Raw genomic sequence first — 12,799 nt, 5'->3', positions numbered from 1 at the left:
TGGAAAGAGATTTAAGCCGCGTCTCGGGCGGATGGGTCAGGCGCGCGCGGCCGCGTGATACGACGACATGCCTGTCGTGCGGGACGCGGTTTAAAGCAGCACGCTCACCAGCCGCACGGCCGAGCGTTCGACGGCCTTCTGCATCACGGCGCCGACGAGGGCCTTGCCGAAGACCTCGTGCATACGTGTCGCACCCACATCCGTGCGGATCGAGGCACCGAGACAGCCGACCTGCTCGAGCCTCTCCAGGATCTGCGTTTGGGTCAGGCGTTCGGACTCGTAGTGGACCGTGATGCTGCCTGCACGCGGATTGACTCGCACTTCGCGGACGCCTTCGGTGGCGAGCAGCTCGCCTTCGGCCAAGCGTGCGCTCACCGGGTCGCAACGAAAAGAGCCGGAACGAATCCGTAGGCGACCGGGGACGTGATGGATATAGTGGCTCATGGACGGATGCCTCGCGATGGAAGGGCAGGTGACGACAGCTGCATGGTATGACCGGCCATTAGGAAATGCAAATCCTTCGCATTACCGGTATTCTTTCGGTGTCGTCGGATCCGCAAGACAGACACTCGACCGGGAGTGCCGCGCCGATGCTCTTCCAGCAGCTGGCTCCACGACACCTACAGCCGGGCTTGACCGGTCCATGCATCAGCTTTCACGACGAGATCGCGCACGATGAACGATGACGATGATTGGTTGGTCTTCCAGCTCGAGGACCTGATGGCTCGCGTCGAGCCGGGAACCCTGTCGCTCAAGGAGTTTCTGCGCACCCCCTCGCTCAGCTGCTCGGTCTATCACCTGCCCGCCGGATCGCGCGACATGGCGAGCGCGCACGAGGAAGACGAGCTGTACCTCGTGCTCGGCGGGCGCGGGCGACTGCGGGTCGGGGAGAGCGAGCACGCGGTCCGCAAAGGCACGCTGATGTACGTGCATGCCGCTTGTGACCACGCCTTTTTCGATGTCGAGGAGGATCTGACCGTCCTGGTCTTCTTCGGCGCGCCGATCCGGCTAAACCGCGCCTAAACCGCGCCGGGAGCGCCGACGAGGACGTTGGAATGATCCCGGTACGCCGGCGCAACGAACATGCCTTGGAGCTGGCGCGGTTTAGGATATTGAAATGAATCACTTAAACCGCGTCCGCGCCGAGTTTCGAGTGTATGCACAAGAATCGCGTTCAGGCGAGGATCGCGCATGTCCTACCGGACGCGGTTTAACGCGGTTCAACGCCTGACGATGTTCTTGATCTGCTCCAATCGGGCATTTATCGACCCGTCGGTTTCCCCCTCCAGCCGCACGCCTTTCAGTGCATTGAAAAGGATGCCGATCGTGGTGCCGTTGTGCAGCAGGGCGCTCGCGACCGGGGAAAGGGCGCCGCCGATCGCGCCGGCCAGGATGCCGGTGTTGATCCCGATGGCCGCGCGGAAGTTGCCGCGGATCAGCGCCATGGTCTTGGTCGCGATCTCCCGGGCGTCGGCCACGGCGCCGAGGCGGTCGTCCATCAGCAGGATGTCGGCGGTGGCGCGGGCGATATCCGCGCCGCGCGGCATGGCGATGCCGACATCGGCGGCGACCAATGCCGGGCCGTCGTTCACGCCGTCGCCGACGAAGGCCACGCGGCTGCCGTCCGCCTGGAAGCGGGCGATCAGGTCGGCCTTTTCCTCCGGCGCGACCTCCGCGTAGACGGCGTCGAGGTTCAACTCGCGGGCCAATGCCTCGGCCTTTTGGCGGCGATCGCCCGTAATCATCACCAGACGACGAATCCCTTGGGTCCGCAGCCGGTCGAGCGTCTCGCGGGTCTCGGCCCGCAGGGTATCGCGCAGGGCGATCAGTCCGACCGGTCCGTGGGCGTTGCCGACGAAGAGGATGATCTTGCCCTCGTCCTCCAGACGCGCGATCTGCTTGGCATACTCGTCGAACGCGATGCCGCGATGCTCTTCCAGATAGTGGCGACTGCCGACCAGGATCTGCTCGCCCTGGACATCGGCCGACAGGCCGTGCGCGACCAGATAATCGACCTCGCCGTGCGAGATATGCTGCAGATCGCGCGAGCGCGCCGCCTCCACGACGGCGTTGGCGACCGGATGCGAGGCGTGCTCCTCGACCGAGGCGACGAGTGCGAGGAGTGCCGCCTCGGTGCAGGTGGCCTGCTCGTTGAGAGCGACGACATCCGTGACTGAGAGCTCGCTGTGGGTCAGCGTGCCGGTCTTGTCGAAGACGATGGTGTCGACACCGGCGAGGTGCTCGATCGCCTCGCCGCCCTTCATGAGGACGCCGTGCGCGGCGGCCTGGTACATCCCGGATTTGAATGCGACCGGCGTGCCCAGCTTGAGCGCACAGGAGTAATCGACGAGGAAGACGGACTGCAGGCGGGTCAGGTTGCGGGTCACTCCGTAGACCACGGCACCCGTCCCCAGGGTCAGGTAGACCCGCTGATCGGCGAGACGATCGGCCTCGCGCTGGGTATCCGAGCGCTTGTCCAGCGACTCCTGGATGAAACGCGAGATGCGCGCGGTCGTGGTCTCATCGCCGACCTGCGTCGCCTCGATGCGCAGACGACCCTCGATCAGGACCGAGCCCGACACAGCACGGCGAGGTGCCTCCTTGCGCACCGGGACGTCTTCTCCGGTGACGGCGGCCTGATTGACCAGGGCGCTGCCGCCGACCACCCGTCCGTCGACCGGGATGGTCTCCCCGGTTCCGACCACGATCACCTCGCCGGGCACGACCTGATCGCCGGGAATCTGGGCCAGCTCGCCGTCGCGCTCGACCCAGGCCATGGCCGGCTCGGGTCGCAGCAGCTTGCGCAGCAGCCGGTCCGACTGGCGCTCGGTGCGCCGCTCGAGGAAGTTGCCGAGCGCCAGCAAGAAGTCGGTGATGTTGGCGGTGTAGAGCTCTCCCCTGGCCGCGGAGAGGCCGATCGCAAGCGCGTCCAGCACCTCGACCTTGATCCCTTTGCGGATCAGGGTTTCCGCGCCGGTCCCCAAGGTCGAGGCGACGTTGGCCACCGTGAGCGCGACCTGAAACGGGCGGCTCAGAAAGGGCAGGAGTGCGATGGTCGCCGCCGCGGTGACGATGGGGGCGATCTCGGCCTCGCGCGAGCCGCCGTCCGCGGAACCGGGCTCCGTCCGCGGCGAATAGCCATCCAGTCGCCGGAGCACGGCGTCGCGGGCGCCGGCGGACTCGCGATAGTTCACGACCAAACTGCGGGCGCCGCAACTCGCGCGCGCGTTGGTGACGACGCCGAGCGGATCCATCCAGTCTTCCAGGTCGTCGGGGTCGAATCCCGGCGCGCCGAGCGCCGGGACGCGCAACCGCAATCGCCCGGGAAGCTCATGGACGATGCGATAGCTCAGGTCGAGTGGCGGCAAGCCGGCGCTCATCATCGGGTCAATCCACGGCTGGCGCGTGGTACGCGCAGGCCAAGCGGGCTCGGGTGCTTCGTGAACGACGGTCGTCGCAGGACACGGGGCCGAGCAATCGACGTCCTCGAACATCTAAACCGCGTCCGCCACCGAGACATCGGGCTGCGGCAACGTCGGGCCCAAGCACGAACAACCCATGTCATCACGAGGCCGCGGTTGACTTGAACTGAGCCGCGTGGTGCAACTCGGCCTCGGCATCTTGGAAGCGTTCCTTGGCCTCTTCGATGCCCCCTTGGAGGGCAGACCAAATCTGCACGACCCCCTTGATCGCCGTGCGTTGCACGCTTTCGTTGGTCAGCAGATAGGTCGCGGCGGCGCCGATGAGCAAGCCCTTGAGAAAGCGGTCGTTGCCGAAATTCAGAAAGCTGGTTTGCTGGGACATGGCTTGGCGCATTGCTTGAGGGTAGGCATATCCCATTTGGGTCAGGCCGTAGCCTTGGGCGTAGCCGCCTTGGGCATAGCCATAACCGGGGTTGGCCGACCCATAGGCCGGATGAGCGTCCACGGAGGCGCCGTGACCGCCCGCCGAGTTCTGCCCTTGTGCCATGGGTGCCCCCATGCCGCCCGCCATCGGATAACCGTAGGGATTGCCGTAACCTTGATAGGAGCTGCTCATGTCGATCCGTCTCCGTGTGATGCTGTCCGCACTGCCGTCGCCGCGCGGTTTGTAGTGATAGGGGACCAGGCTCATCCGGCGTTTTGCGCAGGCTCGGTGCTCAGTGCCTCGGGCGCCGGGGTGCGCTGCTTGAACAGCGACCTAGCAAGCAACACGAGCGCAACACCGGCCAGAAGACCGCCGATTCCCTTGACCATGTTTTTTCGCACGCCGTGCCGCTGACGCTGCTGTTGACTACTCATCGCTGTCCGTCCGGGTCTGCGACCAACGTTGCAGACCATAAAGGGCCAGGGTGCCGGCGGCGAACATGATGCCGAGGCGTATCAAGCCTTGCTCGGCGATGCTGGTTGCGGCGGCCCCGCCGATCGCAGTCGCCACGGCGGCGGTGATTGCGGTCTTACCTGTCTCTGCAACGGCATGGGTTGCCGTGAGGTCCCCGGACTGGACGCGCTGCAGATTGGTGGCGGCGGCGACGCTGCCGCCGACGACGGCGCCCAGCGTTGCGAGCTTGACGAGGGTCGCGCAGTCGCTTCCGCCGGTCGAGGCTCTCGAATAGGTCGACATCTGAATGAGGTTGTGGTCAGACATCCGTCGTCTCCTGCGTATTCGTGTCGCCCGATTGCCGCACGCGCTCCTTGACTCGATCCACACCGGTCTTGACCGCGGCCTTGGTCTTGGCGCCGGTCTTGAACAGCGCGCCTTGAACCGACTCGTTCGTCAGCACCAGGACAGCGGCGGCGCCGAGGAGGGCGCCTTTCCAGAATTCGGAATCGTCGAAATTGAGCATCTTGCCGAGGCTGGAGAGACCGCTGCCGCCGTTGGCGATCTCGTCGACCAATTCAGCCATCCCGGCCCCGTGTCTGCCGCCGGCCATGTGCCCGGCTTCGCCCTGCTGCTCGAATCCGGGACCGTAGCCCGGCCAGGGCGCCTGCGGTGGAGCCATTCCGGCATAGGGGCCGGCATAGGGGCCGGCATAAGGGTGAGGTGGCGGGGCATACGCCGCCTGCGCTTGAGCATGGTAGGCCCAGTAGGGATCGACGCCGGGCGGGTGGCCATAGGCCGCCGGGTGGGGAGCAACCCCCGAATGCATGCCGGGCGCGACGAAGCCGGGTTGCCCGCCGTAGCCGCCCGGGCCGGGAAAACCGGGATAGGGGCCGGCCATCCGGGCGCCGACCATGCCCGCTTGAGATCCGCCGGAAAAGACGCCCTGTTGCGCCCCGGTGGGCGCCTGATCCTGCGCGTTGCCCTGAGGGTTTGCGCCACGCTGCTGACCCTCTATCGACGGCTGGCCCGGAGCCGTCGATCCCCCCGCTTGGTCCTGATGACCCTTGTCGTGCTCGCCCATGCTCAGCGCTCCATGAAGTTGTCCGATGGGATCGGTCAACGACCGCCCACACCTGATTCACGAGAGCAGAATGATAACCGTTCTTGTTTACGCGATCAACCAGGCGTGACCCGCCGGCTGTCGGTACGAACGGGCGTAGCGGCCATCACTCGGCGGGCGAGGCGTCGGATGACCAAGACCGTCAACCGCGTCAAACCTTTGCTTGCGGCATGAAGCGGCCACCTGCCGGATCTAGGTTCAAGCGACCTCAGCCGTGTCGTCTGCCGAGATCTGTCGGGCGATGGAGTTGCCGTCGGAGCTGATCGCGGGGGTGACCCAGACGCGTCCCATGCCGGGCCCGAGCTCGAGCTCGAAGGGGGTCGGGATCGGGTCCATGGGTGACTCGGGCGAGACGTCCAGCATCGGGTCGGTGGTTCGAGCGAGCTGGCAGATGTCGTCGATCCGCAGGTGCTGGTGATTCCAGGGATCCTTGTTCAAGGCGAGCAGTGCCGTGTCCCGACCCGTTTCGGACCCTTTGCGGAGCAGAAGGATGGCCGGGTTCGGATGATGGAGAAGCTCGATCGGCCCTTCCTGCCCGAACACCGGAAAACGGTTCTTGATCCGGTTGACCTCGGCAATGAAGTCGGTGAGATCGAGGTTCGTGCCCTCCCAGTCCTCGGGACGGGTGTTCACGACGTCGAGCCGGCGCCTGAAGCCATACTCGAAACCGATCGGGATCATGACGCCCGCCGAGAAGAGCGCGGTGAAAAGATAGCGCTGCTTCATGGCGTTGGGGTTGCCGCCGGATTCGTGGAAGAGCCGCTCGGTGTCGTGGCTCTCCGGGAAGCTGAGCGAGGGGACCAACCGGCGCGTCTGCCCGTACTGTTCCAGCAGCCAGCCGCCCTCGAAGTCCCACCATTTGGAGCTGTTGAAGATGGCGTCGAAACCGGCGGACGCGGTCTCGCGCGTCTGCTCCGGCGAGCACCCCAGTGTCTCGGCGACGAAGACGACATCCGGATACGCCTTGCGGATGTGCGCGATCAGATGCTCCCAGACCGGCCTCGGGATCTGGTAGGCCGCGTCGCAGCGAAAGCCGCGAAAGCCGAGATCGATCAGGTACTCGACCATCGCGACGCAATAGGCCAGGAGACCCGCGTGATCGGGCGAGCCGCGGTGATCGAATTGCGCCAGGTCGTGCCAGACGACGCGGTTCCCGTCGGACTCGACACAGAAGGCGCTCGCGACCGCGTTGCCGTCGCGCACGAACCAATCCGGGTGCTCGTGCACCAGTCGCGAGTCCTTGGCGCAATGGTTGATCACGAGATCGATCATCATGCCCAGACCGAGCCGATCGGACTCCGCGACCATAGCGCGAACCTGCTCCTCCGCGGTCCGACCCGTATCCGGGGCGACGAAGGTCGGGTTGATTGCGAAATGATCCGCGATCGAGTAGAGGGAGCGGGACTGGCCGAGCACCTGGATCGGGTTGACGAAGATCCAGTCGAAACCCATGCGGGAGGCCCGCTCGAGGTGGGGCGTCCAGTCTTTGAACTGTCCGGCGAGGCGTGGAAAGAGATTGTAGATCTTCATCGAGCCGATGCGCTCCTTGCCGCGTCTCGGCGCGGCGGATTGGGGGCCGGGTCGCGGCTGTTATGCGGCCTCTCAGCCTTCACGGATGTAGTCGTAGATGTTGAGATAATCCTGGCCGGGCGTGTTCCAGGAATAGTCGGTGCGCATGCCGTTCTTCATCAACTCCCTGAAATGCTCGGGGTGGTTCCGATAGCAGGCGATGGCGCGTCCGAGCGCCGATTCGAGGCCGGCGTTGTTGAAATCGCGGAAGACGTAGCCGTTGCGCTCGTGCAGCGGACGGTGCGAATAGTCCTTGTCGAAGACGGTGTCGGCGAGCCCGCCGACCTCCCGAACCACCGGAACCGTGCCGTAGCGCAGGGCGATCAGCTGGGTCAGTCCGCAGGGCTCGAAGCGGCTCGGGACCAGCATCATGTCCGCCCCGGCATAGATGAGGTGCGAGAGATCCTCGTCGAAGCCGATCTCGAGATGACAGTCCGGGCTGTCGTTGAGCATCCGCTTCAGGCCCCAGAAATCGCCGTTGATGCGCGCATCCGGACTGGATCCGAGCAGCACGAATTGGGCGCCGCGCTCCAGCGTGTAGAAGATGGCGTGACGGACCAGATCGAGACCCTTTTGGGGGTCGAGTCGGCCGATGAAGGCGACGATCGGCTTTTCGTTGTCGGCGAGCATCAGGCGATGACGCAAGGCGCGCTTGTTGTCGTATTTGCCGTCGATGCTCTCGACGCTGTAGCGCACCGGGATCTGGTGGTCGACCTCGGGGTTCCAGATGTCGTAGTCGATGCCGTTGACCACGCCGCCGTATTTCATCTGATGGGTATGCAGCGTCGGCTCGAGGGCGAAGCCCTGACCCTGGTCTTTGGTCTCGAAGGCGTAGCGCGGCGAAACCGTCGTGACGAAATTGGAATAGACGATCCCGGCCTTGAGCAGATTCAGTGCCTTGGGATGGGTATTGTCGGCCATGCGATCCTGATTGAAGAAACGCTCCGGCCGGTGCAGCCCGGTCGCATGCAGGATCTCGACCCCGGTGACCCCTTGATGGGCGAAGTTGTGGATGGTCATGCAGACCCGCGGATGGGTCATCCCGAGCGGCTGATAAAACTCGTACAGGAATACCGGGACCAGGGCGGTCTGCCAGTCGTGCACATGGATCACGTCCGGATGTTTGCCCGACTTCCAGAGGAACTCCATCGCGGCACGCGAGAAGAAGGCGTAGCGCAGCACGTCGTCCTTAAAGCCGTAGATGCTGCCGCGGTTGAAGAAGTTGTCCGGCGAGTGCGGCTCGATGAAAAAGCACTTGCGCCCGTGCACGAAGCCGAAGAACACCGTGCAGTGGATGGCGCTGTCGTACCAGGGAACCCAGAGGTCTTTGTAGACCTCGTGCATCTCGAAGATCTGATCGTGCCGCAGGGTGGCGTACATCGGAAGGATGATCTCGACATGATTGCCGCGGATCGCCAGCTCGCGGCTCAGACCGAAGACCACGTCGGCCAGCCCGCCGACCTTGGCGACCGAGGCCAGCTCGGGCGTGATGTGGACGATGTAGAGGCTCGGACGTGCGGGTGCGGGCGCCGGCGGCGGCGGCGGGGGGGGCGGCTCATGGATCGGCTCGGGCTCGCCTGGCTGCTCGTATTCCGGCTCCGGTTGGGGCTCGACCTCCGGCTCGGGTGGCGGTGCCGATGGCTTCTCGGGCTCCGGCTCCGGGAATGGCTCCGGCTCCGGCAGGGGTATCGGCGCGGACTTGGACGCCGGCTCCGGGTCGCGCGTCGGACGGGGTCGCGTCGGGGATGGTGCCGGAGATTCCGCGGGCGTCGAGCCGCGGGTCGGCGGTGTCACCTGATCGGTTTCGGGCTCGGGCGTCGCCTCGCCACCTGCGGCCGATTCGCCTGGATGACGCGTTGCAGCCGGCACCGGCGTCGCCGCCGAGTCGGTCGGAAGCTGCGCGGAGGAGGCGGTTGTCGCGGGAGTGTGCGCCGAGACTGCAGGACTGGCGGTTTCCGTTTCGGACGCCTTGCTCTCGGGCGGGCTGTCCGGGGGCGAGGCGCCCTGATTCGGCACGGACGAGCCCGAGCTGAGCGCGGCGACCTGTGCCTCGCCCGGAGGCAGTAGCGGACGGCTCGTTGCCGCGGACGTGGGGGCGGTGGGCTCGGATGCGCCGCGGCGTGCGGCGTCCCTTTTCGATCCGGTTGGCTTGGATCCAGTCGGCTTTTTCGCCATGCCTTATTTCTTCCTGCAGCGGTGTTCGTTCCGAGTATGAGTCAGTGGCTGAGGGCTAGTGTACCCCGGGCGTCGCTCCGCGGCGTCGTTCGAGCGGTGATCGCGAGCACCCGTCCGAAGGTCGCGATCGAAGGCCCCGCGTGACGCGGCCCGGCCCGAATTAGTCCCAATATACGCCGGTTTTCGTCTTCCCCGTCGCTCGGTCACCGTTCAAGAACTCGTTTCCGGCCGCTCGCCGCTCGCCACTCTAGTACAACGGCTCAGAAATTCCGAGACCGTCCGAGATCATCTTCGTTGTCGTTGTCGTAGTCGTATCGATGGTCGATGACGACAACGACAACGACAACGAACGGTCCCAACACATCTGCCGTTCTGCACGAGGCGCTCAAACGGTCTCGGGATCTCTACAGCGGACCACTAGCCCCGCCCGACCACGTCGCCGTGCCGCGGGCCGCCACCGTAACGGCGAATCGCGTCGCGATAAAAGCGGCCACTGTCCTTGATCAGGCGTTGCCGATCGACGGGGTCGACGCGGACCAGGCCGAAGCGCTGCGCGTAGCCGTAGCTCCACTCGAAATTATCCAGTAGCGACCAGGCGAAATAGCCGCGCAGATCGACCCCTCGGCGCAGCGCACGGGAGGCCGCGCACAGATGGCAGCGCAGATAGGCGACGCGCTGCCGGTCGTGCAGACGCCCCGCAACCGGCGGCGGGTCGTCGAAGGCCGCACCGTTCTCCGTGATGTAGACCGGCGGGTTGCCGTAACGTCCCTGAATCCAGAGGAGGATGTCGGTCAGCCCTTGCGGGTAGACCTCCCAGTCCATTGTCGTGTGAGGGTGCGCGTCTTGGCGCACGCGGCGAGCACCGACCGGTTGCTCGGTCGGATCCGAGCGCACGACCGAGCGCGAGTAATAGTTCACGCCGATGAAATCCGGCGTGGCGCACAGGGCGTCCAGCTCGCTTGCACTGTACTCCGGCCAAGCCGTGCTGAAGATGGTCTCCATCTCCGAGGGGTAGCGCCCGAAGAAGACCGGGTCGAGAAACCAGCGATTGATGAAGGCGTCGCGTCGCGCCGCGGCGGCTTGGTCTTCGGGCGAGGGACTCGCCGGGTCTTGCGGCTCGAGGTTGACGGCCAGCCCGATGCGCTCGATCCCCTCGGCACGACCGCTCGCCAAGGCCGCGGCATGGGCGCGCAGTAGATTATGCGCGACGATCGGGGTTTCGCTCGGGTTGCTGTGCCCGGGTGCCAGGTCGCCGTAGAGATAGCCGCCTGCCGTGATGACCCAGGGTTCGTTCAGGGTGATCCAGAGGCGGACCCGATCACCGAGGGCGCGATACAGGATCAGCGCATAATCCGCGAACCAGCCCGGACTGGCGTCGCTCGCCCAGCCGCCGCGCGGGTCGAGCGCCTCGGGGAGATCCCAATGGTAGAGGGTGAGCATGGGCTCGATCCCTTGCTCCAGCAACGCATCGACCAGGTGTCGGTAGAAATCTAAGCCCGACTGATTCACTCGCCCGGTGCCCTCGGGAAGGACGCGCGCCCAGGCGACGCTGAAGCGATAGGCGTTCAGACCGAGCGACGCCATCAAGGCGACATCCTCGCGCCAGCGCCGGTAGTGGTCGCAGGCGATATCCCCGGTGTCGTCGTTCAAGACGCGACCAGGCGTGTGGGCGAAGCGATGCCAGATGCTCGGCCCCGCGCCGTCGGCGAGCGGAGAGCCCTCGATCTGGTAGGCCGAGGTCGCGGCACCCCACAGGAAGCCCCGCGACGGCGACTCGTTCTGCATCTCGGTGAGGGTTTCGTTCATGTCGGCGCGGTCCAGGTGCCGTCCTGGTCGATCAGCAACACCTCGTCGTAGGCGGCGGGATCGTCGTCCTCGTCGCCGAGCGTGATGTAGGTCATCCCGCGCTCGCGCAGCATTCCGAGCAGCTCGTCGATCTGGCATTCGCTCAGCGCCCGCGTGGGGTGGTCGAGCATGACGAAGGCGGGCTCGGCGAGGATGACCCGCGAGAACGCGAGTAGCTGCTGCTCGCCGAGGGAGAGCAGCTCGTTCCAGTTGCGTTCCATGTCAAGCCCTCCCGCACGGACGAGCGCGGGTTCGAGCTTGAGTGCCCGCAGATTCGCGAGGATGCGCTCGTCGGTGAAGGAGCCGTTTGAGTCGCTCGGCGTGACCAACTGCCGCAGCGTCCCGGGCGGCAGATACGGCCGCTCCGGGAGGAACATGAGTGCTCGATCATTGGGGCGGAGTATTCGCCCTTCGCCGGCGTCCCAAAGTCCGGCGGTTGCCCGGAACAGGGCCGTCTTGGCCGACTCGTTCGGCGCGATGATCAAGAGGCGTTTGCCGCGTGGGACGGAGACGGACAACGCCTTGACCAGGTCGCGCCCGCTGCGCGGCGAGCGCAGCGTGAGTGCGTCGAACGCCACGCGGTCGGCGTCGTTGCGGATCTCGATACTCGAGTCCCTCGGTGTTGCGTCGTCGCCCATCGCCTCGCGCAGCCCCGCCAGACGCGCGATCACCGCCGTATAGGCCGAGATCGACTGAAACTGCGTGACGATCAGCGAAAAGGCGCCGAGCAGGTGGGCGAAGGCGATCGCGGACTGGGCAATGACCCCGAACTGGGCCTCGCCCTTGATGAACAAGGGGGCAACAACCAAGGCCGGAATGATCTGGATCATATAGTTGTAGCCGGTGGTGAAGAATCCGAGGTTGCGGTTCACCAGGATGATGCGTTGGAAGTTCGCCGTTAGGTCGGCGAGGCGCTCGAGCAGCTGGTGTTTCAGTCTGGCCTCGCGTCGCAGGAGCGCGATGGAGTCGGCGTTCTCGCGGACATGGATCAAGCGCGAGCGAAAGTTCGCTTCCTTGTCGAGCTGGTCGTAATTCAGGCGGATCAGCGGCTTGCCTAGAAGCACCGTCATAAATGAGCCGAGCGCGGCATAGGAGACGGCGACGACGAACAAGAGCGGGCTGATGCTCCACATGACGCCCGAGAAGGCGATGACCGTGAAGGTCGCGTTGAGCAAGAGGAGCACGAACGAGAGCGTCGTGGCCGTGAGGTAGCGGATGTCCTCGCTGATGCGTTGATCCGGGTTGGCCAGATCCACCGTGTCGTGCAGGCGAAAATAGGTCCGATCATCGAGATAACGCTCCACCGCCCTGGCAGTGAGCCAGTTTCGCCAGACCAGACCCAAGCGCTCCTCGCTGTAGCGAAAATAGACCGCGACCAGGGTCGAGAGCGCGAACACGCCGACGTAGATGAGGGCGAAGTGCAGGAAGCCGCCCATATTCTTGTTCTCGATGGCCGTCATGAAGTCCCGGCCGACATAGCTGTTGAGCACATTCAGGCCGTTGATGCCGAACAGAAGCAGGATCAACAAGGCAAACAGCAGCTTCGCCTTGCCGCCGACCTCCGAGTGCGCCAGCATGGCGAGCATCTCGAGGAAGCGTTTCCAGGTCGTGCGGCTGATCGTTGTGCGCAGTGCAATCATGGTGGAGCCGGGCCTTCGAGATCGTGGGAAGCGAGTGCCGGCGGAGCGCACAACGACCCGTCCGGCAACCCTGGCCCAACGTCGCGGATGACGCTGGCCGGGCGCGAGTATAGCCTTGCGCCCTGACCGCTTGCTTGACCGGTTGCGC

The 12,799-nt window shown here is 65.3% G+C and carries 11 protein-coding genes; 1 reads left to right on the top strand and 10 read right to left on the bottom strand.

Features of this window, described 5'->3' with window-relative positions; translation table 11 throughout:
* Positions 1-90 precede the first annotated feature (90 nt).
* On the bottom strand, positions 91-444 hold the full coding sequence (locus AADX97_RS16350) for an HMA2 domain-containing protein (protein ID WP_374234735.1): 354 nt from the start codon (positions 442-444) through the stop codon (positions 91-93).
* A 231-nt stretch (positions 445-675) separates the two neighbouring features.
* On the opposite strand from AADX97_RS16350, the gene AADX97_RS16345 reads away from it, so the two are divergent.
* On the top strand, positions 676-1,023 hold the full coding sequence (locus AADX97_RS16345) for a cupin domain-containing protein (RefSeq protein ID WP_374234736.1): 348 nt from the start codon (positions 676-678) through the stop codon (positions 1,021-1,023).
* 197 nt (positions 1,024-1,220) lie between these two features.
* On the opposite strand, the gene AADX97_RS16340 is transcribed toward AADX97_RS16345, so the two are convergent.
* The 9 genes from AADX97_RS16340 to AADX97_RS16300 form a co-directional block, all read right to left on the bottom strand.
* Positions 1,221-3,383 (bottom strand): heavy metal translocating P-type ATPase, encoded by a 2,163-nt coding sequence (locus AADX97_RS16340; RefSeq protein WP_374234737.1) that lies wholly within the window; start codon positions 3,381-3,383, stop codon positions 1,221-1,223.
* 181 nt (positions 3,384-3,564) lie between these two features.
* Entirely contained in the window at positions 3,565-4,038 is a 474-nt protein-coding gene (locus AADX97_RS16335) for a hypothetical protein (protein ID WP_374234738.1), read from the bottom strand.
* Positions 4,039-4,109: 71 nt separating this feature from the next.
* Positions 4,110-4,280, bottom strand: a complete 171-nt coding sequence (locus AADX97_RS16330) for a carbon monoxide dehydrogenase (protein ID WP_374234739.1) — start codon at positions 4,278-4,280, stop codon at positions 4,110-4,112.
* Positions 4,273-4,626, bottom strand: a complete 354-nt coding sequence (locus AADX97_RS16325; RefSeq protein ID WP_374234740.1) for a hypothetical protein — start codon at positions 4,624-4,626, stop codon at positions 4,273-4,275. The genes AADX97_RS16330 and AADX97_RS16325 overlap by 8 nt, the downstream gene beginning before the upstream one ends.
* A complete protein-coding gene (locus AADX97_RS16320) occupies positions 4,619-5,383 on the bottom strand; it encodes a hypothetical protein (RefSeq protein WP_374234741.1) in 765 nt (254 codons plus the stop codon). Before AADX97_RS16320 ends, AADX97_RS16325 begins: the two co-directional genes overlap by 8 nt.
* Before the next feature lie 237 nt (positions 5,384-5,620).
* The gene (locus AADX97_RS16315) at positions 5,621-6,952 is read right to left on the bottom strand and encodes an alpha-amylase family glycosyl hydrolase (RefSeq protein WP_374234742.1); all 1,332 of its coding nucleotides are present in this window, start codon (positions 6,950-6,952) and stop codon (positions 5,621-5,623) included.
* A 72-nt stretch (positions 6,953-7,024) separates the two neighbouring features.
* Entirely contained in the window at positions 7,025-9,166 is a 2,142-nt protein-coding gene (gene glgA / locus AADX97_RS16310; RefSeq protein WP_374234743.1) for a glycogen synthase GlgA, read from the bottom strand.
* A 417-nt stretch (positions 9,167-9,583) separates the two neighbouring features.
* Complete coding sequence (locus AADX97_RS16305; protein ID WP_374234744.1) at positions 9,584-10,972, bottom strand: GH1 family beta-glucosidase; 1,389 nt, start codon at positions 10,970-10,972, stop codon at positions 9,584-9,586.
* Entirely contained in the window at positions 10,969-12,651 is a 1,683-nt protein-coding gene (locus AADX97_RS16300) for an ABC transporter ATP-binding protein/permease (RefSeq protein ID WP_374234745.1), read from the bottom strand. The genes AADX97_RS16305 and AADX97_RS16300 overlap by 4 nt, the downstream gene beginning before the upstream one ends.
* Positions 12,652-12,799: the final 148 nt, after the last annotated feature.

This window comes from Thiocapsa sp. C2-2m (assembly GCF_041903745.1).
In the GTDB taxonomy this organism is placed as follows: Bacteria; Pseudomonadota; Gammaproteobacteria; order Chromatiales; family Chromatiaceae; genus Thiocapsa; species Thiocapsa roseilacustris.
This window is presented reverse-complemented; position numbering and strand designations above follow the sequence as displayed.